The sequence below is a fragment of the Roseibium sp. AWQ4_254 genome, assembly GCF_056161025.1.
The window spans coordinates 82165-108138 of record NZ_JBSWYH010000024.1 but is presented as its reverse complement, the minus strand read 5'-3'; the positions used below and the strand labels follow the sequence as shown (position 1 = coordinate 108138).

Below are 25974 nucleotides of genomic sequence, written 5' to 3'. Positions count from 1 at the left end.
GTCCCGGGTCGAACGTTCGGACTTTCGTCTGCCTGCTTTTGTCATTTACACCTCCATCAACGGGGTGTTGCGACGACCGGTTGAATCCGCCTTGGACGCCCCTGTCCGAGTGGTGCACGAGGCCGCCGCCATGGGCGGGACGTCGATCATGAAGTGCTTGCTCCAGGGCATCGAAAACGAAGGTCGCTTGCGCTTTCCGGCTGACACGCCAGCCGACAATGCGGCGGGCAAATGCGTCGATGACGAAGGCGACATAGACGAAGCCCTGCCAAGTGGCCACGTACGTGAAATCCGAAACCCAGAGCCTGTTCGGCGCCGGAGCCTTGAACTGGCGGTTCACACGGTCGAGTGGGCTGGGGGCTGACTTTTCCGGAACCGTCGTTTTGGCAGGTTTGCCGCGAATGATCCCCTGAAGCCCCATGGCCTTCATAAGTCGGGCCACAGTGCAGCGGGCGATATCGAAGCCCTCCCGCTGCAATTGTCGCCAGACCTTGCGCACGCCATAGACCCGGAAGTTCTCCTCGAAGACACGGCGGATCTCGATCTTCAGAGCGATATCGCGGCGAGCGCGGGACGATAGGCGATCCACATCCTCACGCTTGGCGATATTCTCATAATAAGTCGACGGGGCAATCGGCAGAACCCTGCAAATCGGCTCGACCCCAAACACCGGACGGTGTTCTTCGATGAAGGAAATCATCGCTTCAATGGGCGGTCGAGCTCCGCCTGGGCAAAATAAGCAGACGCCTTGCGCAAGATCTCGTTGGCTTGGCGAAGTTCACGGTTCTCCCGCTCCAGGGCCTTCATCTTCTCGGCCACTTCGCTCGGCAGACCGGCTCTTGTGCCACTGTCGACTTCCGCCTTCTTCACCCATTCATTGAGCGTATGTGCCGAGCAGCCGATCTTGGCTGCGATTGAGGAAACGGCAGCCCATCGCGACGGATGCTCGGCTTCATGATCCGTCACCATCCGAACGGCGCGGGCACGGACTTCAGGGGAAAATTTGTTCGTTGTCTTGCTTGTCATAGACCCTACTTCTCACGAGTTGGGGTCTCCGGCGAACCCGGGGCGGTTCACGTGTTTAGCTTCCAAAATACCGACAAAGAAGCAGACCAGCGCCCCCAAGGCCACGCCTATAGTAAGGTAGCGCGTGAGTTTAGAAAGTTTTTCGCATTTCCAAAAATACCAGAAGAACAAGGTCATATAACTCAGTGATTGAGCGAGAACGCACAATCCGGCTCCTGAGCTGAACCACATTAGGATTCCAGCAACCGCACTTGGCTGGATTTTGCCAGTCGACGAACTTATCGCAATGGACCCCAGAAATGTGAGTATCGCAATGGAGGCACCACCGTTCAGAAGGAAGATTGACTTCAGCGCGATGTGGCCGTGTTCGTTGACAATCTTGACGTTTTCTAGTTCCAGTTCGTCCTTGTTCATCTTGGCTGGATCCTGCTTCTTTTTAGTGTTGGCTCCCTCAGTTGAGGGAGCCATTAAAGCGGGTTTAAGCAGCCTTTGAAAGCCTGTCGCTGGCGATCTCATAATAGGCGGTCTCGCGCTCGCAACCGACGAAGCGGCGGCCAGCTCTCAGCGCAGCAACACCGGTGGTTCCCGATCCGGCAAATGGGGCCAAGACCGTCCCGGCGGGGCAGACCTGAACAAGAGCGTCCATAAGTGGTAGCGGTTTGGCTGTTGTGTGCAGTTTGGGACCGCCCGCCATCACGCCGCAGCAGATAACGCCCGGATATGTAAGCCCATCCTTGTCATGCCAAGGACCTTTGGAGCCTCATAAGAACGCCGCGCACATTGGGCCTCTGGCCGCGCTGTCACCCCTAGTCTGACTTGACTCAGCGCCGTTTGCCGAAACCCGGTTTGCCGCTGCCGACCGGGCGGCTGCGCCGCACGGGCTGGTCCGGGGTCTGGCTCGCCTTCTGGTCCATCAGCCGCTTGCGGGAGAAGAAATTGTCCGGCGAATCTTGGAGCGCATCGATGTCTTCCCGCAGCGCCTGCTCGGAGGATTTGAGAACCTGGGAGCGCTGTTTGCTCACCGCCCGTTTCTGGCCGATGAACTCAACCCCGCAGGTCAGGCCGTCTTCCCAGCGCCGTTCGCAGGTGGCTTCAAAATCTTCCAGATCGATCTGCAGCGTGAATTGCTGGGGCAGCAGGAAGGCCTGTTCGAATTCCAGTTTCGCGCCGTTTTCCGACAGGTTGCGCACGATACAGGGAATGGACCGCAGCCCCTTTTGAAAAAGGATCTTGCCCTTTTTCAAGGAGCGCATGCGCCGGGGGCGCTCTTGCAGGCCATCTGCCTCTGAAGACCGTGAGGCTGCGGCGGATGCAGGCGTGTCAGACTGTTTGTTCTCGGTGTTCTGGTCGTCGGGCATTGTCATTTCACATCTTCTGAGCGTTCGGATGCAAAGGCAGTCCGAACGGCTCTTCTTTTAAACAAGGACACCTTGTCATTATGTGAAATTATGACCAGATCCGCCAGAGTTCCGCGGGGAGTTTATGCTCAGCGTCTTTTGCCAAAGCCCGTTTTGCCGCCTGTCGGGGCCGGCTGGGGGCGGCCGCTGTCTGCCGCACCGGGGGCTTCTGCGGAGGCGGCCGGGTCTTCCTGCTGGTCGCGCAGAAAATTTGCGTCATCCTGAAGAGCGGTTTCAGAGGGTTTCAGGGTTTGAAAGCGCTGCTGGGTCACCTGGCGCTTTTCTCCGGTAAACATGACACCGCAGCGCAGGCCATCTTCCCAGCGGCGCTCACAAGCCACTTCATAGTCTTCCAGATCGATAAAGAGTTCGAATTCCTTGGGCAGAATGTAAGGCTGCTCGAATTCCAGCATCGCGCCGCCATCGGACAGATTGCGCACAACGCAGGGAATGGACCTCAGGCCATTTTGAAAAACCATTTTCCCCTTCTTGTAAACGCGCGCCCGGCGCTCACGAGGGAGAAACTGTTCTTCTGTGTCTGCCGCGGTGTCTTGCGGGGCGGGAGTGACGTTGGTCATGGTGTTCTCGCATCGTTTCGATGAAGCGGTCAGCCTTTCTGCAGGATCAAGGCTAGGCGCTACGCCTTGCCAAGAAATGAATCCAAAGCAGTCAATGCTGTCTAAATGACAGAAAGGCCCGAAATTCCTATGCCGGGTTAATATGTCATTTCTAATATTTCAGCGCAGTGTTTTGAGGACTGTTTTCAGGAGATATGTAATTTAAGGTAAAAGCTTACAATTTAACTAAATTTCAAAGGGCTGCCTCCGGACTGGAGTGGTTTGGATCCGGTCGGTATCGAGCTGGTTGCGGTCCCAGCCGGCGTCTCTTACTCTTGCCGAAGTGGGAAGAGCGCCTGGCAGCTTCGAAAAAGGGCCCACCGCCAGCTCCTTTGCGGCCTTTCAGGTCTTGCCGGGGCCAAAGGACGGAGAAACCGGAACAATCACCTTTCTGACGGTGCAAGGCACCGGATGCATTTCCTTTTCCGGTGCATTCGTGGAACGCCATTTCTTGAATTGAGGCACGGGTTCCCGCTACTACGGTGCCTCAAGACCGCCGGGCGCTTCTGCCGGGCGCCACCGCAACAAAAGCTTGATCCGCCGGGGGGCGGGCCAGCAGCCAGAGGTATTTATGACCGACAACCAGATTTCCGTCCTGATTGAGCTTGCACTGCGCGCCGGTGAAGAAATCCTCAAGATCTATGCCGAGCCGTTCGAGGTGGAAAACAAGCAGGACGGCTCTCCGGTCACCAAGGCCGATGCCGCGGCAGAAAAGATCATTCTGGCAGGCTTGGCCGATGCTTTCCCGGACATCCCCGTCGTTGCGGAAGAAGCGGTGGAGGCGGGCAATCTGCCAGCCGTTGGCAGGCGCTATTTTCTGGTGGACCCGCTGGATGGCACCAAGGAATTTTTGAAAAAGAATGGCGAATTCACCGTCAATATCGCGCTTGTGGAAGACGGAAGCCCGGTCTTCGGCGTGGTGTCTGCACCTGCCCTTGGCGATATTTTCTGGGGGGGGGCCGGATCCGGATCTTCTGATGGGGCGGTGGACAGCAAGGGCCGGAAGGCCTTCCGGGCCCGGATCGAGGCTGGCGGTATCACCGGAGCGGAGGCCATTTGCGTGCGTCAGCCGCCTGCTGAAGGGCTCAGCGTCCTGGCCAGCCGCTCGCACCTGTCGCAAGAGACAACCGCATTGATCAGCAGGCTGAATGTGGCGGAGCGCCTGTCCGTCGGCTCGTCTTTGAAACTGTGCTGGGTGGCGGCCGGGCAGGCGGATCTCTATCCGCGCCTTGCCCCGACCATGCAATGGGATATTGCCGCTGGAGATGCGGTGGTGAGAGCGGCCGGCGGGGCGGTTGTTTTTGCAGAAACCGGCGCGGATTTTGTCTACCGGGTGCCGGAAAATGCGGTGAAGGACGATCTGCGCAATCCGCATTTCATCGCAGTGAGTTCGCGGGCGCTGCTGCCCCAACCGGCCGCCGCCGTTTGAGCGGGCAGCCAGAAGCAAAGAAACAGTCCAGAGAAAGCCGGTGCGCCGGCCGAAACGGAAAACAAGACCATGAACATGCAATCGAATGGGATCACGCCTGAGCGCCTCAGCAATCTGAAGCGGCTGGAAGCGGAAAGCATACACATCATCCGGGAAGTGGCGGCCGAGTTCTCCAACCCGGTGATGCTTTATTCCATCGGCAAGGATAGTGGCGTCATGCTGCATCTGGCCATGAAGGCGTTTTACCCGTCCAAGCCGCCCTTTCCGCTGCTTCATGTGGACACGACCTGGAAATTCCAGGACATGATCCGTTTCCGGGATGAAACGGCCAAGCGTCTCGGGCTTGATCTGCTGGTCCATACCAACCCGGAAGGGCTGGAAAAGAACATCAATCCATTTGATCACGGCTCCTCCGTTCACACCCACATCATGAAGACGGAAGCCTTGAAACAGGCGCTCGACAAATACGGCTTTGACGCGGCTTTTGGCGGGGCGCGGCGCGATGAGGAAAAATCGCGGGCCAAGGAGCGGGTGTTCTCCTTCCGAAATGCCAATCACGGCTGGGACCCGAAAAATCAGCGGCCTGAATTGTGGAACCTTTACAATGCCCGGGTGGCCAAGGGAGAGAGCATCCGTGCGTTTCCGCTGTCCAACTGGACCGAACTGGACATCTGGCAATATATCCTGACCGAGAACATCCCGATGGTACCGCTTTACCTGGCCGCCAAGCGCCCGGTGGTGGAGCGGGACGGCATGCTGATCATGGCCGATGATGACCGCATGAAACTGCTGCCCGGCGAAGTCCTTCAGGAAAAGATGGTCCGGTTCCGCACCCTCGGCTGTTATCCGCTGACCGGCGCCATTGAATCGGATGCCGACACGCTGCCGGCCATTGTCCGCGAGATGCTGATTGCCCGCACCTCCGAGCGTCAGGGCCGCCTGATCGACAAGGATGAGAGCGCGTCCATGGAAAAGAAAAAGCGGGAAGGATATTTCTAAGATGACGACCAAGGTTCAGGACGCTGCTGAAACGGCAGTCACCGATTATATCCTCGCCCAGGAGACCAAGGACCAGCTGCGCTTTCTCACCTGCGGTTCGGTGGATGACGGCAAGTCGACCCTGATCGGCCGCCTGCTCTACGACACCAAGCTGATTTTTGAGGACCAGCTGGCCGCTCTGGAGCGGGATTCGCGCAAACACGGCACGGTTGGCGAAGATATTGATCTGGCGCTGCTGGTGGACGGGCTGGAGGCAGAGCGCGAGCAGGGCATCACCATTGATGTGGCCTACCGGTTCTTTGCCACCGACAAGCGGAAGTTCATTGTCGCCGACACGCCGGGGCACGAGCAATACACCCGGAACATGGCGACCGGTGCGTCGACAGCGGACCTTGCCGTGCTTCTGGTGGATGCCCGCAACGGGCTGATGGTACAGACCCGGCGCCACGCTTTTATCGCCTCGCTGCTCGGCATCCGCCATGTTGTGCTGGCGGTCAACAAGATCGATCTTGTCGGCTATTCCGAGTCCCGCTTCAATGAAATCCGCAAGGAATTCGAAGTCTTTGCCAATGGCTTTGATTTTGAGACCCTTATGGCCATCCCCATGTCCGCCCGTTTTGGCGACAACGTGTCGGCCAGGGGTGAACACATGGACTGGTACAAAGGCCCGACCCTGCTGGACCATCTGGAAACGGTTGAGGTGGGCGAACAGGCGCTGGAAGCCCCGTTCCGCTTTCCCGTGCAATGGGTAAACCGGCCCAATCTCGACTTCCGCGGCTATTCCGGCACCATTGCCAGCGGCCGGGTGTCTCTGGGGGACGAGCTGGTGGTGGCCGGTCCGGCGAAACTCTCCAAGGTGAAAGCGATTGTCGGCGCCAGTGGCGAGGTTTCCGAAGCGCGCGCGGGCGAGGCGGTGACGATCACCCTTGAAGATGAAATCGACATTTCCCGGGGGGATCTTCTGTCCTCCACGGCCCACCGGCCGGAAGTGGCGGACCAGTTCGCCGCCCATGTGATCTGGATGAATGACGAGCCGCTCCTGCCGGGCCGCCCCTATCTGTTGAAGATCGGGACGCGCACGGTGACGGCGACCGTCTCGGAGATCAAACACAAGATCAATGTGAACACCTTTGAACATGTGGCGGGCAAGACCCTTGAACTGAACGAGATTGCCTTCTGCAATTTCGCCCTGTCCGCTGCCGTGCCTTTTGACCCTTATGAGGAAAACCGGTCCACGGGCTCCTTCATCCTGATCGACCGCATGTCGAATGCCACCGTTGGCGCCGGGATGATCTGGTTCGCGCTGCGCCGGGCCAGCAACATTCATTGGCAGGACCTTGATATCGACAAGACTGCCCGCTCGGAAAAGCTTGGCCAGAAACCGGCGGTGCTGTGGTTTACCGGGCTTTCAGGCTCGGGCAAGTCCACCATCGCCTCAATCGTGGAAAAGAAACTCCATATCGATGGCCGCCATACCTACACGCTGGACGGCGACAATGTCCGCCACGGCCTCAACAAGGATCTTGGCTTTACCGATGCGGACCGGGTGGAAAATATCCGCCGTGTCGGCGAGGTGGCGCGGCTCTTTACCGATGCCGGGCTGATCACTCTCGTGTCCTTCATCTCGCCGTTCCGCTCCGAGCGCCGTCTGGCCCGGGATCTGATGGGAGAGGGGGAATTCATCGAGGTGTTTGTCGATACCCCCATCGAGATCTGCCGCCAGCGGGACCCGAAAGGCCTCTATGCCAAGGCCGACCGGGGCGAGATCAAGAATTTTACCGGCATCGACAGCCCCTATGAAGCACCGGAAAGCCCGGAAATCCATCTGCGCAATGTGGACCGGGACCCGGACGAAATCGCCGAAGAGGTGATCGCCTATCTGCGTGAGCGCGGCTTCCTGAAAAGCTGACACGCCGTTTCAAGGCCGATTGCGGACGGGGAGGGAACGGCCGTTCTCTCCCCGGTTCCGTTCTGGCGTTCGCGGAGGCGATGTCACATAATCCAAGAGAATTGCCGGTCGCCGGGATTTGCCGTTGCCCGGGGCTCCGAAGCCCTTTAAAGACGCCTTCGACGCATTCAATTCAGTGACAGGATGACGGGCGCAGATGAAAACTGTACTGGTAACCGGCTCCGCAGGCTTTATCGGATATTTTCTGTGCACGCGTCTTCTTGAGGACGGTTTCAGGGTCATTGGTCTCGATGCCATGACCGACTATTATGACGTCCGGCTGAAAGAGCGCCGCCAGCAGATGCTTCTGCAGAACGAGCATTTCAAGGCGGTGAACGATCGGATCGAAACACCGGATCTGCTCATGTCCCTGTTCCGCACAGAGGCTCCGGATTTTGTAATCCATCTGGCTGCCCAGGCGGGGGTGCGCTACTCAATTGAAAATCCGCGCTCCTATCTGGACAGCAATATTTGCGGCACGTTCGAGCTTCTGGAAGCGGCCCGGGCCCATCCGCCGGAGCATATGCTGCTGGCCTCCACTTCCTCCGCCTATGGGGCCAACACCCACATGCCCTATACGGAGACCGACAAGGCCGACCATCAGGTGTCGTTTTATGCGGCCACCAAGAAGGCGACCGAGGCCATGGCGCATTCCTATGCGCATCTCTACAGCCTGCCGGTCACCATGTTCCGGTTTTTCACCGTCTATGGCCCCTGGGCCCGGCCGGACATGGCCCACCACAAATTCGCAAAGGCCATTCTCGAGGGCCACCCCATCGACGTCTATAATTATGGCGACATGCGGCGCGACTTCACCTATGTGGAAGATCTGGTTGAGGGCATCCGCCTGCTCATGGACGCCGTGCCTGTGCGCCCGCAGGAGGGGGAAGAAGTGCCCGAGGGCGACAGCCTGTCCCCGGTGGCGCCCTGGCGGATCGTCAATATCGGCAACTCCAAAAGCGTCCGGTTGACCGACTTTATCGACGCCATTGAAGCTGCAACCGGGCGGAAAGCGGAGCGCAATCTGATGCCGATGCAGCCTGGTGATGTTGTGGCCACCTGGGCGAATGCGGATCTTCTGCATCGGCTGACCGGTTACTCCCCCAAGACGTCCGTTCAAGAAGGCGTGGCAAAATTTGTGGCCTGGTACCGGGACTATTATCGGGTCTGAGACCTGCGTGGTCCCAGCGCGCCCAAAGTGATGCCCGCCAGCCGTTTCCTGAACCGATCAGCTTCCGGCAGGCGGCTGGCAGACATCAACCCACTCAGCGCCGGTAATGTCGGCCATGCGTTGCGGCGGGATCTTCACGGCGGCGTTTGTGGCTCCGGCGGCGGGGATGACGATGTCAAAATCCTTCAGCGAGATATCACAATAGACCGGCAGCGCCTGGGCGAGCCCAAACGGGCAGACCCCGCCGACCGGATGCCCGGTCAGGGTTTCCACCTCTTCCAGAGACAGCATCTTGATCTTGCCGCCAAAGGCGGCCTTGGCCTTCTTGTTGTCCAGGCGGGCATCGCCACGGGCCACGAGCAGAAAGATCCTGTCCTTGAGCTGAAAAGACAGGGTTTTGGCAATTTGCCCCGGGGCCACACGATGGGCTTTGGCAGCAAGATCAACCGTTGCGCTGCTTTCGTCAGTCACGATGATCTCAAGATCCGGGGCGGCCGTGGCCAGATGGGAACGGACACTTTCAAGGCTCATGGGGTCTGTCTCACTCCTGATGTGGGGAATACACGTTTTGGGGGATGTGGAAGGGTAAACATATCAACAGGTGTGAAAACGATTTGTGCATATGATTAAAAACCACCTGTTGCAATTTAAGGAAGCATTCATACTGTTTTTAAACGTGCGTTAAATGAGAAGGCCTTATTGCTTATGAAGAACGTAGCAGAGCAATACGTTTTCGCGTTTAGAAGAGCGCCACATGCCAAGGAATGCCCAGATGGCCAGAGCCATGACAACCGCTGAAGAAGTTCGCGATCCGCGTTTGAACGGAACCGAACGGGTTGTCTTGCAGCCGCGTGCGGGCGGGGAGGCCACCTTTGGGCTTCTGCTGGCCAAGAACGTTCTGGTCTGGGGGTCTGTCTCCTTAAGCCTTTATGGCCTCTATTCGTTGTTCTCCCTTTTTTGATCACGCTGCGCCAGAGCCCAGCCTGCAAAGACTGTTCCGTTTGAAGCCGGACCCCAACGTCCGTGTCTTTCGACGTCGGCATGCGCTGCGCCACACCCATCATTCCGACCTCATCAGATAGGTCTCCATCACTTGAATTTGGTCTCAGCCGGAGCCGTGTGTGCCGGTGCCGTTTGTGCCAGAGGCCGCATCCGGCGCCAGCCGGCTGGCGCCAAAGTGATGGCCTGGCCGGAAAGTCTCCGGCAGCGCAAAAGATGCCTGTGTGCCGGTGAGTTCAAAGACAAAACACTCGGCAATAAGATGGGCAATCCCGAAGGAAATCTTGAAGCCCCCGGTTGCCACATATAGGCGCTCAAAGCCTGGCAGGGTCCCAACCAGCGGGTCCCGCTTGTTGCAGCGCGGGCGAATGCCTGCCCATTCGTCCAGAACGGCCCGCCCGGTCAGGTCAGGACAGAAGGCGCTGGCTCTGGCAATCAGCTCAGCGGTGCGCTCCGCAGACGGTCGGGTATCTTCAAAGGTCCGGTCCGACGTACTGCCAACCGCGACCGTGCCATCGTCGTGGGGCACCACATAGAGCCCGTCGCAATAGATTGCAGGCCGGTCCTCCAGGCCAGAGCCATCGAGAAGAAGGGCCTGGCCTTTCTCGCCGCGCCCGATCTGCTCGCCGGTCAGCTGTTCAATCAGGGCGAAGGTGTGAAAGCCGCCGCTTAAGACCAGATGCCGGGCAGCGATGGGCGGGTGCCCGTCCAGCAGCACAAGGCCGCCATCCTCATCGAACCCGGTGACCTTTGTGCCCTCCCTCAACACGCCCCGGGCGGACACAAAGGCGGCAAGGGCGGCAAGATAGGCGCGCGGGGACACCCGCGCGGCCAGGGTTTCATAGACGATGCCATGGGGGGCGGCTTGCGCACTCAGCCAGTCCGAGCGGCTTCCAGCCGGCTCCACCTGATAGGAAAAGCCGGTGTCTTGCGGCCGCCAGCGCAGCTTGCTTTCCTCCGCGCGCTCCAGATGGTGCTCCAGTTTGTCCTGCGTTGTCAGCGGCAGGAGGCGTCCGCAGCGCTTATAGCCGCAGGAAAGCCCGGTCTCCGCTTCCAGGGCAGCGATGTGAGCGTCCAGGGATGCGAGGGCCTGGAACTGGAATTCTTTTTTGGGGTTCCAGCGGGCAGGCATGTGCGGCATCAGAGCTCCCAGCAAACCGCCGCTGGACCCGGCGCCCACCTTGTCCGCCTCCAGAACAATCACCCGCAAGCCGTGCTGGAGCGCCCGGTGGGCGATGGACAGGCCGAAAATTCCGGCACCGGCAATGGCAAGATCAAACGGGGCGGCAGCGTCAGGCGCCATGGCAGGGGCAGTCCTCAGGATTGATTGGCTCGCGCGGATCTCTTATGAGATGTGACCACGCTTGGCAAAGGAATTGATGTGGACCGCACATGACCAGGGAAACGGCACCCACGCTTGAATGGCTGCAGGGCGATGTTCCGCGAGCGCCGGACTTTGACGACACCTATTTTTCAAAGGCCGGTGGGCTGGAAGAAACCCGTCATGTGTTTTTGGCCGGAAACCGGCTGCCAGAACGGCTGGAGGGGCGCAGTGCCTTCACGATTGCCGAATTCGGCTTCGGAACGGGCTTGAATTTTCTGACGACTCTGGACGCGTTGGCAGTGGCAGGCCTGAAAACCAGGGTCTGCTTTGTCTCCTTTGAGCTTTATCCGTTCACACGGAACCAGTTGACGCGCGCGCTGGGGGCATTTCCCGAGCTTGCCGCACTGACGGCCCAGCTTGTGGAGTGCTGGGCACCGCAGCCGGGATGGTGCCGGATGGAGATTGCCGGAGCGGAGCTTTTGCTCGGAGTCGGCGATGCCCGGGAGCTGATATCGGATCTTGTTCTGGTGCGGGAAGCAACGGCCTCAGGAGTGCCCCCCGGCGCTGTCGTGATCCCGCCCGTGGATGCCTGGTATCTGGACGGGTTCAGCCCGGCCAGAAACCCGGAACTCTGGGGGGACGCGCTTCTGGCCAAAACCGCGGCTCTGACCGCCGAAGACGGGACGCTTGCGACCTATACAGCGGCTGGCTGGGTGCGCCGCAATCTTCAGGCAGCCGGATTTGCCGTGGAAAAGAAACCGGGCTTTGCAGGCAAACGGGAAATGGTCGTGGGCTGGAAAATGGCAGACAAGACCTTTCGTTTTCGGGAGTTAAAATGATGTCGGGAAACCACACATGCACAGTCCTGGGCGTGCTTTTGCCGGTCCTTGTTTTGCCAGCTCTTTGTGGAGAGGCCGCAGGGGCAGCCGACTTCGATCCGGCCCCTGTTGCACATGTGGTTGCGGAGGCTGAAGCGCGTCTGGGCGCCCGGGTTGGCGTGTCAGTCATTGAGACACATTCCGGCGGCACCTGGTCCCATCGAGGTGGGGAACGTTTTCCCACAAACAGCACGTTCAAGACCTTTTTGTGTGCGGCCTTGCTGGAGGCGTCGGAGAGCGGAGCCGTGGATCTTGAAGACGCGGTTTCCATTCAGCAAAGCGATATTGTTTCTTATTCGCCGGTAACAGAAAAACGGGTCGGCGGCGCTCCCGTCACGCTTGAGGACTTGTGCAGGATCACGGTAACGGTCAGCGACAACGGGGCGGCCAATCTGGTCATGAAGGCGGTCGGTGGGCCCAAGGGGGTGACAGCCTATCTGCGCGCGATCGGCGACTCGGCAACGCGGGTGGACCGCTGGGAACCGGATTCCAACAGCGGCATTCCGGGAGATGACCGGGACACGACCACACCGGACGCCGCTGCGCGCAGCCTGCAAAGTCTTGTTCTGGGGAGTGCCCTGCCGGAGGCTGCGCGGGCAAAGCTCACCGGCTGGCTGGAAGGCAACACAGTTGGTAACGCAACCTTGAGAGCCGGGCTGCCAAAGGACTGGCGCATCGCCGACAAGACCGGTGCGGGCCAGAACGGATCGCGCAACAACATTGCCGTCATCTGGCCGCAAGGGCGGGCTCCGGTGGTGATCGCGATCTATATCACCCAGACGCAGGCGAGTTTTGACGACCGCAACAAGGCGATTGCCGAGATCGGGGCTGCGCTGGCTGAGAGCCTGACACAGCCCTGATACATAGCGTAATTGCGGTGATCCGGGGCATGGGAATCCGTGCCCCGCGGGGCGTCATGTCATTTCCGGAACTGGAGTGATAGCGGTGCCATTGGTAAACCAATTTTTCAGATTGTCCACCACAAGCTGGCCCATGGCATTGCGCGTTGCCTGGGATGCAGATCCTACATGGGGCAGAACGGTCACCCGGGGCAGGTGCAGCAGGGCCTCTGGAACCTCCGGTTCGTGTTCGAAAACATCCAGCCCGGCGCCCAGAATGGTGCCGTCTTCAAGCGCCGTGATCAAGGCCGTTTCGTCAATCACAGAGCCCCGGCCGACATTGATGACAATGCCGTTTGGCCCGAGCGCGTCCAGCACCTCGGCATTCACCGCGTGGTGGGTCTGGGCGCTGCCGGGAGCGACCACCATCAGCGTATCACAGGCGGCCGCCATATCCCGCAAACTGGCATGGTAGGGATAGGCAATGCCGTCCTGCTGCGTACGGCCGTGATAGTGGATGGTCAGGCCGAAACTTTCGGCCCGTTTGGCAATGGCCTTGCCGATCCGGCCCAGGCCGAAAATGCCAAGCGTGCGGCCCTGCAAGGTGGTCGGGGTCAGGGGATAAGCGCCTTTGCCGGTCCAATGGCCGTCCCGCAGCCAGGTCTCGGCCTGGCCGAGCTCGCGAACGGTCATCAGCAAAAGGCCAAGCGCGGTATCAGCGACTTCCTCGCTGAGGACATCCGGCGTGTGGGTGACCATCACCTTGGCATCAAGGCAGGCCTTTGTGTCGACATGGTCATAGCCGACGCCGAAACTTGCCACGATTTCCGCATTTGGAAGGGGGGCCAGAAAGGCCTCATTCACCGCCGTTCCGGTCAGGGCCACACCCCGGATCTGCGCCCCGATCTCCTTCAGGAAAGCAGCCGGGTCGGCCGCCTCATAGAGCCGGTGAACGGAAAAGGCCGCGTCTAGCTGGTCTTCCACAAGCGGCAGCATCTTCTTGGCAATCAGGATATCGGTCTTGGGCATGGGCAATCCGGAACGGCAATTACAGGTAGGTGCCTCTAGACCTTACAGATTCAGCCCTGCAAGAAAAGCCCGAATTGAGGTGGTACAGGCCTGCCGCTTGTGGTGTCTGCGAAGATTTGTGTTGCCTTCGGTGGTGCCAAATCACCAGATATATCGGAACGCTCCGCTGAAACCTTGTGTGCGGAGCGTTCCGATTGTTGTTTGCCGCAGGGCTGCGGCGCTATCTTAAACCCGCTCCAGGCCCACCCGGTCCTGTTCGGTCCAGACCATGGAGAATCGGCGCCAGCCTTCGCCCGGGATGTTGAGCTCCAGCGGGTCGAGAAGTGCGCGGTCCGGGGGGATAATGCAGCAGCCGCTATCGGACATGTTGAGAAGAAGGACCTTGAAGTCCCCGGCCGGGTCGCGCGCAGGAACCTGCTGGTTCACATCGGTGCGCGGTTGGGAGCGCCGTTCGGTCTCATCTAGCGACGCCTGGATGATGGCAGGAATTTCCTCGCGCATGGTCTGGGCGGCGGCGGCCATGGCCGTGGTCTTGTCATTCATGGCGGTGGAAAAGGCGAGGGTCTGCTGGGCAATCTGGGCGACGTCCGACATGCCCTCGGTGATGCTGCCGACCGCGCTGCCGCTGTCATTGACAATCTGGCCGAAATTCTCCGTGGTCACCCGCTGCTCTTCCGTCGCCGAAGCCACGGAGGCAGCCATTTCGCTCAGACGCCCGATGCTTTCGATGATCTTGTCGATGGAGGAGACCGCAGCCCCTGTCTTGCTTTGAATGGTGACGACCTGCTCGGAGATCTGTTCGGTGGAGCGGTTGGTCTGCTCGGCCAGTTCCTTGACTTCCGAAGCCACGACGGCAAAGCCCTTGCCGGCTTCTCCCGCCCGTGCGGCCTCGATGGTGGCATTGAGCGCCAGCAGATTGGTCTTTTCGGCAATGTCGCTGATGACAGAGACAAACTGGCCGATATTTTCCGCCGCGCTGGCCAGCTCGCCAATGGTGTCATGGGAGGAGGAGGACAAAGACACAGCCTCGGTGGTCAGTTCATGGGTCTTGTCGGTCTTCTCGGCAACCTCGCTGATCGCCGTCAGCAGGCCTTCGGACAGTTCGCCCGCCTCTTCGGAGCGCCTGTGGGTTTCCTGGGCCTGGGACAGCAGGTCATTGATCCGCTCATGAGCGCGCTCCAGCTCGGTCCGCATGTTGCCGGACTGGATTTCCACTTCGTCCGCGCTCTTGGCAATCGTGGCAATGCCCTGGTCGGTCTTGTCCTTCACGTCGGTCGCCATCATCGTCAGGGTCTCACGGCGCTGCCGGATGTTTTCCCGCTCCACCTCTTTGCGGTCTTCCTCCAGCTTGCGCATCATCAACAGCTTGTCTTTGAAGTGGCTGAAGGCCCTCGCCAGATCGGCGATTTCGTCATTGCCCTTCACGTTCACTGCGGCGGTCAGGTCATTGTCCGCCAGCCGGTTGAGGGCATCGACAACCTTGCGCAGGGGCTTGGTCACCGTCATATGGGCAATAACTGCGGAGACAACGATACCGGCCAAGGTCGACAGCACAGCCACGATGATGAGAATGCGCACAGTGTCGCGTTCATGCTGTTCCGCCGCGCGGGTTGCTTCAAGGGTGAACCTCTCGATCTCATGCAAAAGCTCCACCAGTGTGTGGTTGAGTTTTTCTTCTTCCGCTTCAATCGTTCCGAGGAGGCCCTGTGCCTTGTCGATCTCATTGGTGCTGGCAAGAGCGATGATGTCTTCCGCGTGTTTGTCATAGATCTTGTGTTCGGTTTCGATCCGCTTAAGGGTTTCAAGCACGTGACTGATTTTGGCGCGGGTCTTGGTGTCGTAGGAGTGTTTCAGCGCTTCTTCGGCAATCCGTTCGCCTTCGAGGATTTCAGCGTCCACCAGCTTTGCATATTCAAGGAATTTCTGCTCCGCTTTCCGGCGTTGCTCGTCGATGTCCCCGGTTGCTAGACCATTCAGCCGCAGAAGCCGTTCAAAGAGGATCGATTGCTCCAATTGATGGGAGGTGATCCGGCTGATCACTTCGGTCAGGGGAATGTCGGATTCCGCGATGGTCTCAAGTTCCCTTCCGATCTTGTTCAGCTGGCTCACGCTAAAGATGGATTGGGCGATAATAACCAGACTGAGAAAGGCAACTATAGAAAGTACTTTAGCGGCAACTGAAAGACGGACGTGCATTGCTAGGGCCTCTTTGAAGTTTGGCAAGAGCCTGTTTCAAATAAGATTGTACTGAGATATGAAAAAAAACTTACGGTTTTAATTGTGGGTGAAAAGCTTAATCAGAAGCTGAAGAGTATTGTAAATTATAATAATGAGTGAATTGATTCAGTTTTGTTTGCGAGTTGGTGGTTTTGACAATAATAAATTTTCACGCTTTTTGGTGGTGTGGCAAATAAAATGTGTAGATAGGCTTTTTGCGTGCATTTCCCGGTCAGGATTCGGTGTCGTTTTGCCGGGTTGGCGCGCAGTAAAAGACCTTGCGGCCGGATTTGGGGCGCCGGAACTTGCTGAAAGGGCCGAAAACGTCTGACCTGTCAAAGACGGAGAGGAAACCACAGCATCTTGGATTTGAGACGGGCCCATTTGATCCCGGCGCGGGGTTGGCCGGGCGGTCGTTCCTTTTTTGGGCTGAACCGGTCGGCAACGTGTGAAGCCCATTGCCCCCGGCAGCCATTTCCCCTAAAAGTCCCGGCAGAATTCCAAAGAATCCCGTCAGTTTTCGAAAGTGGAGAAGCGGAGCCCCATGGCGCGCCAGTTCATCTATCACATGCACGGCCTCTCCAAGGCCTATAACGACAAGAAAGTCCTCGACAACATCCACCTGTCCTTCTACCCGGATGCCAAGATCGGCATTCTGGGCCCGAACGGGGCGGGTAAGTCGACGCTTTTGAAGATCATGGCCGGGCTCGACAAGGAGTATACCGGCGAGGCCTGGGCAGCTGAAGGCGCCAAGGTGGGCTATCTGCCGCAGGAGCCCCAGCTCAATCCAGACAAGACGGTCATGGAAAACGTTATGGAAGGCGTGGCCCACAAACAGGCCAAGCTCGACCGCTATAACGAGCTGATGATGGACTACTCGGATGAAACCGCCGAGGAAGCCGCCCAGCTTCAGGACGAAATCGACGCCCAGGACCTGTGGAACCTGGAAAGTCAGGTCGAGATGGCCATGGAAGCCCTGCGCTGCCCACCCTCCGACAGTGCGGTGGAGAACCTGTCGGGCGGGGAACGCCGGCGGGTGGCCCTGTGCCAGCTGCTTCTGTCCGAGCCGGACCTGCTGCTGCTCGACGAGCCGACCAACCACCTGGACGCGGAAACCGTGCATTGGCTGGAACGCCACCTGCGCGAGTTCAAGGGCTCTGTCCTGATCATCACCCACGACCGCTACTTCCTGGACAATGTCACCGGATGGATTCTGGAGCTCGACCGGGGTCAGGGCATCCCCTATGAAGGCAATTATTCGGTCTATCTGGAAAAGAAGACCAAGCGCATGGAGCAGGAGGGCCGCGAGAACATGGCCCGCTCCAAGGCCATTGCCCGCGAGCGGGAATGGATGGGCATGAGCCCGAAAGGCCGTCAGACCAAATCCAAAGCCCGTATCCGGGCCTTTGAGGACCTGCTGTCCGCCCAGGAAGAGCGTCAGCCGTCCATCGAGCAGATCCTCATTCCGGTTGGCGAACGGCTCGGCGCGAATGTCATTGAGGTCGAGGGTGTCTCCAAGGGCTTTGAAGACCGGCTCCTGATTGATGACCTGTCCTTCAAGCTGCCGCGCGGCGGCATTGTCGGCGTGATCGGCCCGAACGGGGCCGGGAAGTCGACCCTCTTTAAAATGCTGACCGGTCAGGAAAAGCCGGACAGCGGCAAGGTCGTTATCGGCGACAGTGTGCAGCTCGGCTATGTCGACCAGTCGCGGGATAAGCTCAGCCCGGACAAAACGGTTTGGGAAGAGATTTCCGGCGGGGCCGAGGTGATCTATCTCGACGACAAGGAAATCAATTCCCGCGCCTATTGCTCGTCCTTCAACTTCAAGGGCCCGGCCCAGCAGGCCAAGGTGGGCGACCTGTCCGGCGGTCAGCGCAACCGGGTACATCTGGCAAAGGTCCTCAAACAGGGAGCCAACGTTCTCCTGCTCGATGAGCCGACCAACGATCTGGATACGGAAACCCTGGCGGCTCTTGAAGATGCGCTGGAAAACTACGCTGGCTGCGCCGTGGTGATCTCGCACGACCGTATGTTCCTTGACCGTCTGGCCACACACATGCTGGCCTTTGAGGGCGACAGCCATGTGGAATGGTTCGAAGGCAACTTCGAGGATTATGAAAAGGACAAGGTCCGCCGCCTCGGCGCGCACGCCGCCGACCCGCGCCGGATCAAGTACAAGCCGCTGACGCGTTGATCGCGCTCAAAACTGCATAAAAAATGCTGAAAAGGGCAGTCAAGTGACTGCCCTTTTTGCGGTAGGGAAGGACCATGTCTTTCCTGATGCGGTTTTTCAATGTCTTGTTTGCCGCCTTTGCCTGCCTCGCCGGGGCGGGGGTCTGGGCGCATGCCGTCTGGCCTTTAAATGTCGCCGGGCATTTTCAGGCGCAATTTGTTCTGGCCGGTTTGGGGCTGGCCATCCTGGCCTGCATAAAGCGGCAGTTTGCCTTTGCGCCGCTGGCTCTGGTTCTGGCGGCTATATCCCTTTTGCAGATGGACCTTGGCAGCACGACCCGGTTCGTGGAACCGGGCGCCGGGAAGGGCACCCCGGTCAGGGTGGGGGCTCTCAATTTGTTCGGCCGATCCGCTGCACTGGACCGGCTGGCGCAGGAGCATGAAAAAACGGCATTTGATATTCTCATCCTGACAGAGCTTCCCGGGCCAGCGGATGCGGCCCTTCTCGTGTCCCAGGGGCGTTTGTCGCGGCGGCGCTGCAGCTCCTCAAGGACGTGATCGATGGTTTGCTGTGCTGTGCGGAGCGTTCCTGTCTCAAGGACAGTGTCGATCCGGGGCGAGGACAGCTTTGGAATGTTGCCTGCAGAATCTCCGTTCAGAAGCAGGGCATTCGCAGCGGCGAAAACCTAAAGTGCCGTCCCGATCATGTGCCTCTGGATTTCGGAGACCGGCGCTTTATTGGTGATCTGGCCTGACATGTTGAGGAAAAGAAAACCGATACGCTGTGAAAGCAGACGCTGGCGTCCGAAAATTTTGATCAACTTGCCGCAGGCGTTTTCGCTCGTGAGTCTCACGCATGCCGCGGATGTTTCGAGAATTATATTTTTTCGAAACAGTATCCTGAAACGAAATCTTCGAAGGCAGAAATAGGACGCAATATTGCCGAAAGTTTAGCGTGGCCCAGTGGGCTGCGGCTCCGAATACATTTCTGATGTCGAAGGCCACAGCCTGTGATCAATTCATCAAGAGGAATTGTTGGTGCTTTCCCTGGCTGTCCCCTAAAACCAGTTCTGGTCAGTCTGGTGCATTTGCCTATCGGACCGAGCCACGCGGACCTGTGTCTTACCGCACTGCCAGACCCTCGAAGGAGGCCCAAATGAGCGACCAGCTTTCCTTGCTGCCCGCAGCGATCAAGGTGACCCCGAAATTCAAGCTTGCCGGTACGGTGACCGGTGTCTATCGCACAGCGCGGCCGGAGGATTTCCAGACCGAAGCTGTCGAGGATCTGGAGCTGACATTTGAAGGTATTCCGGGGGACCGCCATGCCGGGTTCACCCGCAAGTCCGGCGGACGGGAGCCCTGGTATCCAAGGGGCACCGAGATGTGCAATGAGCGGCAGATCTCGCTCCTGTCCAATGAGGAACTGGCGCAGATTGCCGAAAAGATGATGCTTCCCGAGGTGAGGCCCGAGTGGATCGGCGCCAACGTCACCCTGTCCGGGCTGGCCAGCCTGACAAGGATACCGCCGCGCACCCGGCTGGTGTTTGAGGGCGGAACCGTGATCCGGGTGGACGGGGACAATGCCCCGTGCCGGTTTGCCGGTGAGTCCATTGCCGCAAACTATCCGGACCGGGAAGGGCTGGACCTGATGTTTCCCCGGGAAGCCAGGGGCCTGCGCGGTCTTGTGGGCTATGTTGAAAAGCCAGGGGTGATCCGGGCCGGAGAGGCTGTGACCGCCCATGTGCCGGAGCAGTGGATCTACCCGAAAGAAAGCTGAGGAGGTCCGAAGCCCCTGAGGCGGAAGGTCTTCCGTTAGCGCAGGGGTCAGGATCCATTTGGCAGAGACTGCCCTCCCCAGACACCAGAAGAAGGACAGGAGATACATGCTTCCACTTCATCATATGGTTGGCGGCGCGCCGCAGCCGGTTGCTCCGTTTTCCCACGCTGTGGAGGCGGATGGCTGGGTGTTTGTAACCGGCCAGATGCCAACGGCCCCGGACGCGCCGGAGGCACCCTTGCCGGGCGGGATCGAGGCGCAGACAAAACGGGTGATGGAAAACCTGAAACTGGTGCTCAAGGGCGTCGGGCTCGGACTTGAGAATGTTGTCTTCGCAAGGGTTTATCTGACAGAATTCAAGCGCGACTATGAGGCGATGAACCGGACCTACAGCGCGTTTTTTGCCGAAGGCAAGCTGCCGGCAAGAACCTGCGTCGGGGTCTCCGGGCTGGCGGTTGATGCCCTGGTGGAGATTGATCTGGTGGCGCGCCGTCCCTAGCACATGCCGTGTTCATATGGATGCAAACCTGTTTGTCTTTTCCGTTGAAATCACTGGTCCTGGTTGCCGGATTGTTGAGCGCCTTGGCAAGCGCTTCACCGGTTTGCCGCACGTGGGCGGGACCGTCACAGGATCTCTTCGTCTTCAGCGCCGGACACAGTCCGGTTGCAACCCCAGTCCCGCAGCATGTTTCCCATGGCGTCCAGCACAAAGTGTCGGGCAGAGTCCCGGTCATAGCCCTCCGCCAGCAGCGCATCATACTCCGTGTGCACATGGCGGACATGACTTGTTGTGGCCTGCCAGAGCGAAATGGAGGGTGGCAAATGCCTCAGATGACCTGCAAGGGCTCCGGCAAGGATTGCTTCCGCATCGCCAAGAGGAACCCGTGGCAAGAGGGCTCTGAGGGCCTTGCGCATCTCTTTCTGCCGCTTGGTGCCGCCGGTCATGCCGATTGATCCTGCCGGTTGGTCGTTCTGAGGGGCGGGGCTGCGCATCGTCCCTGAACGGCCGTTTCTGGAGTTTCCGGTCTTATACATAGCGTCATTCCGGCGGTCACTCTCCTTCCATGCGTCTTGGGGCGCTTCATATCGACCCGCATCCTAGACTCAGGCGAAAGGCTGACGGATTGACGCGGGGTGGTTTCCCCGGTGTGTCAGGCGCTGTTCAGCCTCAATGCGTCCTGACCGGTTGCGGCAGGAAGGGCCAGTCCGGCAATGGTCCCGGTCTCCTGCGCACTCCTCAAGATGTCTTCGAAGGGCAGGGGGGGCGAAAACAGATAGCCCTGGACAAGATGGCAGCGCAACGCCTTCAGGAGGGCCAGCTGGTTAGGGTCTTCAACCCCTTCCACGATGCAGAGCATTTTCATGGAACGGCACAGATTGATGATGGAGGTGACAACTCCTCCGGCCACCGGTTCGTGAATGCCGGTCACAAAGCTGCGGTCTACCTTGACGCAATCGATCGGCAGCCGGTGCAGATACCCAAGGCTGGAATAGCCCGTTCCGAAATCGTCCAGGGCGAACTTCACTCCCGCCTCGCGCAGGGTTTTCATGCAGGTCTCTGCCGCCTCGTAGCTTCCGATGACCGAGGTTTCAGTGATCTCGAAAGTGATCCGTTGCGCCTTGAGACCATGGCGTTTGATGGTTTCTAGAAGCGCGTTTGCCTTCTCTGTAGACGTGATGTCCTGGGCCGACAGGTTAAAGGAGAGATGCAGCTCTCCGGGAAGCTGCTTCAGTTGTCTCAAAGCCTTGTCGAACAGCGCCAGGGTGAGCCTGTTGATCTGCGCGGTCCGCTCTGCGACGGCAATGAAATGTTCCGGTTTGACCGGCCCCAGAACCGGGTTCGTCCAGCGCGCGAGGGCCTCAAAGCCCACAATCGTGCGGTCAGACAAGGAGACCACGGGCTGGAAATAGACTTTGAATTCAGCGTCGAAATCCGCGGATTGCAGTGCGCTTTCAATAGCATTTTCAGACCGTATGCGGGCCTCGTGCTCTTCGGAGAAAACTGTCGTGCCGCCCCGGGACACCTGCTTGGAATTGTAAAGCGCGTAGTCGGCGCGGTCGAACAGTTCATGGGCGGACCGTCCGGCTTCCGGGAACAGGGCAATGCCGCAGGACGCGCCGACCGAAACATTCATGTCGCCAATTTTGAAGGGGGCGCTGATCCGGTCAATGATGGCCTGTCCGGTCTCTTCCGCCTTGTCCGGGGGGCCGGCAAACAGGAAGCCGAATTCATCGCCACCTAGGCGGCAGATCTGGGGCCCCTTCGACTCAAGGGATTTCAGCCGGGTTCCCACCTCTGCCAGCAGCACATCGCCTGCCTTATGGCCATAGGTGTCGTTGACCGGCTTGAAACGGTCCAGATCAATCAGGCCGACTGCGAAGGTCTCGCCGCTGCTGTCCGCGTCCTTGATCATCTGCTCAACGCGCTGAAAGAAGAAGCGCCGGTTGGGCAGGTCGGTCAGGGCATCTGTCTGGGCAAGGCGCTCGTTCTCCGCGTTGAGGCGTTCGGTTTCCTTATGCTTGGCAGCGAGCACAACCTGAGAGCGGACCAGTTTGCAAAAGCCGGAATACGCGCTGATCAGCACCTGAAGGGCAACCAGGCAGACAAGAAAAATGTTCATCCCGATGGCGAAATAAACATCCTTGTCCTGTTGCATGTAGTAGATGAGATAAGGAATCGTCACGATGGACATGACCATGAAGGCGGCCTGAGGCAAGTTTATCAGGCAATAGATGCAGCCCATCACGGTGATGGCGATGAACAGGGCCACATGACCGCGCTCTTCCGGTCCGCCATAGCCATCCAGCGTCAGGGACCAGGAAATATAGCTCACGGCGACAAGGCTGCCGATGACAACGGTTTGCCGCAGCCTGCGGATCGCTTCTTCCGGGGTGGGCGAGATCCGTTTGGCGCGGAGCCAGCTGACCAACCGGGCAAAGGATACAAGCAGGATCGGTATCAAAACGCCGACAGTCAGATAGGTCGGAGCAACGTCCAGATGCGTGTAGGACACGGCGATGGCATTGACCATCAGCAGCGCATAGAGCGAGGGGATCTGGTTCGACAGTTCATTATATTGTGCTTGAGCGATCTCCGGATGACGGGGGTCGATCATCATCCATCTCAAGAAAGCCCGGACTTTGTCCATCAGTCCCTCCAAATTAGGCATTTTCAAAAGGGATCAATTTATATGAAACGCTAGAATGCCACCTATGGTTCTGAAAAGGCATTAATTTGTCCAGTTTGATTTAGTCTTCAAGTTGTAACATCGCAGGAAAGATCCTGAAAAAGTGTGAAAGCCCTTTGAAAATAAGTGCGTTTCCGGGCTTGGAAATAAGAGCGCCGCCCTGGAAACTTCAGGAAAAATAAGCCGCGCCAGTAAAGCCTGCGAAATATTATATATTCCTCTGCGTATTTTTCGAATCGGTATTGAGTTTTGAAGTCGCTTCCTCTGTATTTCTGGTGGAAACCAAGAAGCTGTCAAAGGGGGGAGTATTTGGCAAGAGAAGTGTTTTTTTATGCGCAAAAGACCCTATATTGGCCAGCATGGCAGATCGCACCCGTACACGGCTCCTGAATGCTCTGAAATCCGCCGGACCGCAAACCGCAGCGGCTCTGGCCAAGGATCTGAACGTGACCTCGGTTGCTGTCCGTCAGCATCTGGACGGCTTGCAGAGCGACGGGCTTGTGGAGTTTGAAGATCTGAAAGGCTCAGTCGGGCGGCCCAAACGGGTTTGGGATCTGACCGGTGAGGGCCACGGGCAATTTCCCGACAGCCATGCCCCGCTGATCGTCGGGCTGCTGGATGGGGTGGAAACCTTATTCGGCGAGGACGGCCTTGAAAAACTGGTAGCCCACCGGGAGACAAAGTCCCGGCAGGTCTATGGCGAGGCCATGAAAGACGCGTCCGGGCTCGCCTCGAAGGTTGACCTCCTGGCCGGTCTGCGCAGCCGGGAGGGCTATATGGCCGAGGTCGTGGAGGACGAGGACGGGTTTCTTCTGGTCGAGAACCACTGTTCCATCTGTGCCGCAGCGACCGCCTGCCAGACGTTCTGCCGGTCAGAGCTTGCCCTGTTCAAGGACGTGCTGGGACCTGGCGTGAGGGTCGAGCGTGTGGAACATCTGCTCGCCGGGGACCGGCGCTGCATGTATAGAATAAAACCTGAGACCTGACAGCGAGCGTTCGGTCTGAAAGAGCGCAGCGTCCCACGTTGAGCCGTTCTGGCAAAAACCTGTTTTGCAGAAGGGGCAGCCTTCATGAATTTCAGACTGCGTCTGGCAGCGCTGATAGACTGGTATTTTCAGCCCTTCGAACAGCACCTGAAACCATTGGATCTGCCGGTGACGCCCCTGCCGGATGACGGCCCGGTCCGCTTGATCTGGCATTTCGCCAAGATGTTCCGGCGCCAGCTTGTGCTCGTTTCTGCCCTTGCCATGCTGGCTTCGGCGCTCGGCATTGCCGGCATCTGGGCGATTGCCTATGTGGTGGACGGGGTCACCGAGGCGGGGCCTGCAGCCTTTCTGAACGCAAATGTCTGGGTGCTGTGCGGTTTTTTCTTCCTGTTTGTGATCCTGTCACCGCTGGTCTTCCTGCTGCGCCAGACCTTTTCCTTCCAGACCGTGCGCATCCTGCTGCCCGCTGCCATGCGCTGGCAGGCCCACAAGGCGGTGGAAGGGCAGGATCTGGCGTTTTTCGAGGACACATTTGCGGGTCAGGTCGCCTCCCGCATTGCCCAGGTCACCAATTCGGTGCACCGGCAGATGATGCTGGCCATTGAGACGGTCCCGTTTCTGCTGATCCAGTTTGGTGGTTCCTTTTTGCTGCTGCTGGCTCTGGCCTGGCCGCTGGCACTGCCGGTTCTGGTCTGGATCGTGGCCAATTGCGTTGTAGCCTGGCTGGCGGTGCCCACCTATTTGCAGCGGGCGGCCCGGGTGGCTTCGGCCAATTCGCGTGCGACCGGGGCGATGACGGATGTCTATTCCAACATTGCCATGGTGAAGCTCTTTTCTGCTGAGGATTCAGAGGCCGGGGCGATCCGCAAGGTGATTGGCGAGACCATCGAGACCCGGCACAGTGAGAACCGGTCCTATATCCTGACCGACAGCAGTGTATATTGCCTGAATGTGCTTCTGGTTCTGGCCATCGTCGTGGTCGGTTTCAAGGGCATGATCTCCGGCTGGGTGTCCATCGGGGATTTCGTGGCGGCCCTCACCGTAACCCGGTCTCTGTCGGCTGCCTCCTCCAGTTTCATCGGCGTTGGCCAGTCGATCACCAGCGCCCTGGGCACGATCAAGGATGCCATGCCGATGATGACCAGCCGCCCGCTGATCACCGACCGTGCCGATGCCTCCCAGCTCCGCGTCTCGGAGGGCAGGATCGTCTTTCAGAATGTGTCCTTTGCCTATCAGAAAGACCGGGCGCACGTGCTTGAGGCCTTCAACCTGGCGGTCGAGCCGGGAGAACGTGTCGGTCTTGTGGGTCTGTCGGGGGCGGGAAAGTCCACCGTGATTTCGCTCCTTATGCGCCTGCGCGACGTCACAGACGGCAGCATCACCCTTGACGGGCAGGAGATCCGCGAGGTGAGCCAGGCCTCCCTGCGCAGCCAGATCGGTGTCGTGACACAGGACATTTCGCTGCTGAACCGTTCCATCCGCGACAATATCCGCTATGGCAAACCGGAGGCGACCGATGAGCAAATCCTGGATGCGGCTCGCGCCGCGCAAGCGCTTGATTTCATTCTTGAGCAAAAGGATAGCAAGGACCGGGAAGGCCTGGACGCCCATGTGGGGGACCGGGGCGTGAAACTGTCCGGCGGCCAGCGCCAGCGGATCACCATTGCCCGGGTCTTGCTGAAAAACGCGCCGGTGCTGGTTCTGGACGAGGCGACGTCTGCGCTCGACAGTGAAGCGGAAAGCGCCATTCAGGACAGCCTTGCCCGGATGATGGAGGGGCGCACAACCTTGGCCGTGGCGCACCGTTTGTCGACCATCGCGGCGATGGACCGGCTGGTGGTGATGGACAAGGGCAGGATCGTGGAAGAAGGCAGCCACCGGGCGCTGCTGGCCCGCGACGGCCTATATGCCCGGCTGTGGCAGCGCCAGTCCGGCGGTTTTCTGGCGCTGAGCGCTGTGGAATGAGGCGGAACAGGAG

Annotated in this window: 23 protein-coding genes, 1 pseudogene and 1 other annotated feature; of the genes and pseudogenes, 13 read left to right on the top strand and 11 right to left on the bottom strand. The window is 59.0% G+C overall.

Annotated features, from left to right (window positions below):
• The 5 genes and pseudogenes from ACXAIC_RS18325 to ACXAIC_RS18305 all read right to left on the bottom strand — a co-directional run.
• A pseudogene (locus ACXAIC_RS18325) lies at positions 1–1026 on the bottom strand (IS3 family transposase); the annotation flags it as partial.
• Positions 626–742 (bottom strand) — a sequence feature (AL1L pseudoknot). It overlaps the preceding pseudogene by 117 nt.
• 12 nt (positions 1027–1038) lie before the next feature.
• Positions 1039–1440 (bottom strand): hypothetical protein, encoded by a 402-nt coding sequence (locus tag ACXAIC_RS18320; protein ID WP_475183503.1) that lies wholly within the window; start codon positions 1438–1440, stop codon positions 1039–1041.
• Positions 1441–1504: 64 nt separating this feature from the next.
• Complete coding sequence (locus ACXAIC_RS18315) at positions 1505–1720, bottom strand: DNA methyltransferase (protein ID WP_475183501.1); 216 nt, start codon at positions 1718–1720, stop codon at positions 1505–1507.
• Positions 1721–1847: 127 nt separating this feature from the next.
• Positions 1848–2390 (bottom strand): PilZ domain-containing protein, encoded by a 543-nt coding sequence (locus ACXAIC_RS18310; RefSeq protein ID WP_475183499.1) that lies wholly within the window; start codon positions 2388–2390, stop codon positions 1848–1850.
• A gap of 122 nt (positions 2391–2512) precedes the next feature.
• Positions 2513–2902, bottom strand: coding sequence for a PilZ domain-containing protein (locus ACXAIC_RS18305; protein ID WP_475183495.1), 390 nt, complete (start codon positions 2900–2902; stop codon positions 2513–2515).
• A gap of 709 nt (positions 2903–3611) precedes the next feature.
• Here ACXAIC_RS18305 and cysQ point away from each other — a divergent pair.
• From cysQ to ACXAIC_RS18285, 4 genes are all read left to right on the top strand, one after another.
• Complete coding sequence (gene cysQ, locus ACXAIC_RS18300; RefSeq protein ID WP_475183489.1) at positions 3612–4469, top strand: 3'(2'),5'-bisphosphate nucleotidase CysQ; 858 nt, start codon at positions 3612–3614, stop codon at positions 4467–4469.
• Positions 4470–4538: 69 nt separating this feature from the next.
• A complete protein-coding gene (cysD, locus tag ACXAIC_RS18295) occupies positions 4539–5468 on the top strand; it encodes a sulfate adenylyltransferase subunit CysD (protein ID WP_475183483.1) in 930 nt (309 codons plus the stop codon).
• 1 nt (position 5469) lies between these two features.
• A complete protein-coding gene (gene cysN, locus ACXAIC_RS18290) occupies positions 5470–7377 on the top strand; it encodes a sulfate adenylyltransferase subunit CysN (RefSeq protein ID WP_475183480.1) in 1908 nt (635 codons plus the stop codon).
• A gap of 196 nt (positions 7378–7573) precedes the next feature.
• Positions 7574–8587, top strand: a complete 1014-nt coding sequence (locus tag ACXAIC_RS18285) for a GDP-mannose 4,6-dehydratase (protein ID WP_475183476.1) — start codon at positions 7574–7576, stop codon at positions 8585–8587.
• 57 nt (positions 8588–8644) lie between these two features.
• Here ACXAIC_RS18285 and ACXAIC_RS18280 read toward each other — a convergent pair whose 3' ends face one another.
• The gene (locus tag ACXAIC_RS18280; RefSeq protein WP_475183471.1) at positions 8645–9118 is read right to left on the bottom strand and encodes a YbaK/EbsC family protein; all 474 of its coding nucleotides are present in this window, start codon (positions 9116–9118) and stop codon (positions 8645–8647) included.
• A 223-nt stretch (positions 9119–9341) separates the two neighbouring features.
• Here ACXAIC_RS18280 and ACXAIC_RS18275 point away from each other — a divergent pair, with 223 nt between their 5' ends.
• Positions 9342–9548, top strand: a complete 207-nt coding sequence (locus ACXAIC_RS18275) for a hypothetical protein (RefSeq protein WP_475183467.1) — start codon at positions 9342–9344, stop codon at positions 9546–9548.
• Positions 9549–9692: 144 nt separating this feature from the next.
• Here ACXAIC_RS18275 and ACXAIC_RS18270 read toward each other — a convergent pair whose 3' ends face one another.
• Complete coding sequence (locus ACXAIC_RS18270; protein WP_475183461.1) at positions 9693–10889, bottom strand: NAD(P)/FAD-dependent oxidoreductase; 1197 nt, start codon at positions 10887–10889, stop codon at positions 9693–9695.
• Positions 10890–10978: 89 nt separating this feature from the next.
• Between ACXAIC_RS18270 and mnmC2 the strand changes: the two genes are divergently transcribed.
• Entirely contained in the window at positions 10979–11749 is a 771-nt protein-coding gene (gene mnmC2 / locus ACXAIC_RS18265) for a tRNA (5-methylaminomethyl-2-thiouridine)(34)-methyltransferase MnmC2 (RefSeq protein ID WP_475183457.1), read from the top strand.
• On the top strand, positions 11749–12648 hold the full coding sequence (gene bla / locus ACXAIC_RS18260; RefSeq protein WP_475183508.1) for a class A beta-lactamase: 900 nt from the start codon (positions 11749–11751) through the stop codon (positions 12646–12648). The genes mnmC2 and bla overlap by 1 nt, the downstream gene beginning before the upstream one ends.
• 54 nt (positions 12649–12702) lie before the next feature.
• On the opposite strand, the gene ACXAIC_RS18255 is transcribed toward bla, so the two are convergent.
• Together ACXAIC_RS18255 and ACXAIC_RS18250 are read right to left on the bottom strand one after the other, a co-directional pair.
• Positions 12703–13656, bottom strand: coding sequence for a 2-hydroxyacid dehydrogenase (locus ACXAIC_RS18255; RefSeq protein WP_475183452.1), 954 nt, complete (start codon positions 13654–13656; stop codon positions 12703–12705).
• A 225-nt stretch (positions 13657–13881) separates the two neighbouring features.
• Positions 13882–15852: a methyl-accepting chemotaxis protein gene (locus tag ACXAIC_RS18250; protein WP_475183450.1), complete on the bottom strand. Its 1971-nt coding sequence runs from the start codon at positions 15850–15852 to the stop codon at positions 13882–13884.
• 565 nt (positions 15853–16417) lie between these two features.
• Here ACXAIC_RS18250 and ettA point away from each other — a divergent pair.
• The 4 genes from ettA to ACXAIC_RS18230 all read left to right on the top strand — a co-directional run bounded on the left by ettA (position 16418) and on the right by ACXAIC_RS18230 (position 20321).
• Entirely contained in the window at positions 16418–18067 is a 1650-nt protein-coding gene (gene ettA / locus ACXAIC_RS18245; protein WP_475183443.1) for an energy-dependent translational throttle protein EttA, read from the top strand.
• 74 nt (positions 18068–18141) lie between these two features.
• Entirely contained in the window at positions 18142–18603 is a 462-nt protein-coding gene (locus ACXAIC_RS18240) for a hypothetical protein (protein WP_475183438.1), read from the top strand.
• Positions 18604–19201: 598 nt separating this feature from the next.
• Positions 19202–19822, top strand: coding sequence for an MOSC domain-containing protein (locus tag ACXAIC_RS18235; RefSeq protein WP_475183434.1), 621 nt, complete (start codon positions 19202–19204; stop codon positions 19820–19822).
• A gap of 106 nt (positions 19823–19928) precedes the next feature.
• Complete coding sequence (locus tag ACXAIC_RS18230) at positions 19929–20321, top strand: RidA family protein (RefSeq protein WP_475183431.1); 393 nt, start codon at positions 19929–19931, stop codon at positions 20319–20321.
• Positions 20322–20446: 125 nt separating this feature from the next.
• Here the strand turns inward: ACXAIC_RS18230 and ACXAIC_RS18225 are convergent, their stop codons facing one another.
• On the bottom strand, positions 20447–20767 hold the full coding sequence (locus ACXAIC_RS18225; protein ID WP_475183428.1) for a DUF2293 domain-containing protein: 321 nt from the start codon (positions 20765–20767) through the stop codon (positions 20447–20449).
• A 206-nt stretch (positions 20768–20973) separates the two neighbouring features.
• Complete coding sequence (locus ACXAIC_RS18220) at positions 20974–22971, bottom strand: putative bifunctional diguanylate cyclase/phosphodiesterase (RefSeq protein WP_475183424.1); 1998 nt, start codon at positions 22969–22971, stop codon at positions 20974–20976.
• A 398-nt stretch (positions 22972–23369) separates the two neighbouring features.
• Between ACXAIC_RS18220 and ACXAIC_RS18215 the strand changes: the two genes are divergently transcribed.
• Positions 23370–23996 carry a helix-turn-helix transcriptional regulator gene (locus ACXAIC_RS18215; RefSeq protein ID WP_475183421.1) on the top strand — a complete coding sequence of 209 codons (627 nt, stop codon included), beginning with the start codon at positions 23370–23372 and terminating at the stop codon, positions 23994–23996.
• A gap of 84 nt (positions 23997–24080) precedes the next feature.
• On the top strand, positions 24081–25961 hold the full coding sequence (locus ACXAIC_RS18210; protein WP_475183418.1) for an ABC transporter ATP-binding protein: 1881 nt from the start codon (positions 24081–24083) through the stop codon (positions 25959–25961).
• The last annotated feature ends 13 nt before the right edge of the window (positions 25962–25974 follow it).

What these genes read in the sequence shown, in the direction of transcription:
- ACXAIC_RS18225 (WP_475183428.1), bottom strand. Translation starts at nt 20,767, where the DNA reads ATGACCGGCGGCACCAAGCGGCAGAAAGAGATGCGCAAGGCCCTCAGA.
- cysD (WP_475183483.1), top strand. Translation starts at nt 4,539, where the DNA reads ATGAACATGCAATCGAATGGGATCACGCCTGAGCGCCTCAGCAATCTG.
- ACXAIC_RS18250 (WP_475183450.1), bottom strand. Translation starts at nt 15,852, where the DNA reads ATGCACGTCCGTCTTTCAGTTGCCGCTAAAGTACTTTCTATAGTTGCC.
- cysN (WP_475183480.1), top strand. Translation starts at nt 5,470, where the DNA reads ATGACGACCAAGGTTCAGGACGCTGCTGAAACGGCAGTCACCGATTAT.
- ACXAIC_RS18285 (WP_475183476.1), top strand. Translation starts at nt 7,574, where the DNA reads ATGAAAACTGTACTGGTAACCGGCTCCGCAGGCTTTATCGGATATTTT.
- ACXAIC_RS18280 (WP_475183471.1), bottom strand. Translation starts at nt 9,118, where the DNA reads ATGAGCCTTGAAAGTGTCCGTTCCCATCTGGCCACGGCCGCCCCGGAT.
- ACXAIC_RS18305 (WP_475183495.1), bottom strand. Translation starts at nt 2,902, where the DNA reads ATGGTTTTTCAAAATGGCCTGAGGTCCATTCCCTGCGTTGTGCGCAAT.
- ACXAIC_RS18230 (WP_475183431.1), top strand. Translation starts at nt 19,929, where the DNA reads ATGCTTCCACTTCATCATATGGTTGGCGGCGCGCCGCAGCCGGTTGCT.
- ACXAIC_RS18235 (WP_475183434.1), top strand. Translation starts at nt 19,202, where the DNA reads ATGAGCGACCAGCTTTCCTTGCTGCCCGCAGCGATCAAGGTGACCCCG.
- ettA (WP_475183443.1), top strand. Translation starts at nt 16,418, where the DNA reads ATGGCGCGCCAGTTCATCTATCACATGCACGGCCTCTCCAAGGCCTAT.
- ACXAIC_RS18315 (WP_475183501.1), bottom strand. Translation starts at nt 1,720, where the DNA reads ATGGCGGGCGGTCCCAAACTGCACACAACAGCCAAACCGCTACCACTT.
- ACXAIC_RS18210 (WP_475183418.1), top strand. Translation starts at nt 24,081, where the DNA reads ATGAATTTCAGACTGCGTCTGGCAGCGCTGATAGACTGGTATTTTCAG.
- ACXAIC_RS18310 (WP_475183499.1), bottom strand. Translation starts at nt 2,390, where the DNA reads ATGACAATGCCCGACGACCAGAACACCGAGAACAAACAGTCTGACACG.
- ACXAIC_RS18320 (WP_475183503.1), bottom strand. Translation starts at nt 1,440, where the DNA reads ATGAACAAGGACGAACTGGAACTAGAAAACGTCAAGATTGTCAACGAA.
- ACXAIC_RS18220 (WP_475183424.1), bottom strand. Translation starts at nt 22,971, where the DNA reads ATGGACAAAGTCCGGGCTTTCTTGAGATGGATGATGATCGACCCCCGT.
- ACXAIC_RS18215 (WP_475183421.1), top strand. Translation starts at nt 23,370, where the DNA reads ATGGCAGATCGCACCCGTACACGGCTCCTGAATGCTCTGAAATCCGCC.
- bla (WP_475183508.1), top strand. Translation starts at nt 11,749, where the DNA reads ATGTCGGGAAACCACACATGCACAGTCCTGGGCGTGCTTTTGCCGGTC.
- ACXAIC_RS18270 (WP_475183461.1), bottom strand. Translation starts at nt 10,889, where the DNA reads ATGGCGCCTGACGCTGCCGCCCCGTTTGATCTTGCCATTGCCGGTGCC.
- ACXAIC_RS18255 (WP_475183452.1), bottom strand. Translation starts at nt 13,656, where the DNA reads ATGCCCAAGACCGATATCCTGATTGCCAAGAAGATGCTGCCGCTTGTG.
- cysQ (WP_475183489.1), top strand. Translation starts at nt 3,612, where the DNA reads ATGACCGACAACCAGATTTCCGTCCTGATTGAGCTTGCACTGCGCGCC.
- mnmC2 (WP_475183457.1), top strand. Translation starts at nt 10,979, where the DNA reads ATGACCAGGGAAACGGCACCCACGCTTGAATGGCTGCAGGGCGATGTT.
- ACXAIC_RS18275 (WP_475183467.1), top strand. Translation starts at nt 9,342, where the DNA reads ATGCCAAGGAATGCCCAGATGGCCAGAGCCATGACAACCGCTGAAGAA.
- ACXAIC_RS18240 (WP_475183438.1), top strand. Translation starts at nt 18,142, where the DNA reads ATGTCTTTCCTGATGCGGTTTTTCAATGTCTTGTTTGCCGCCTTTGCC.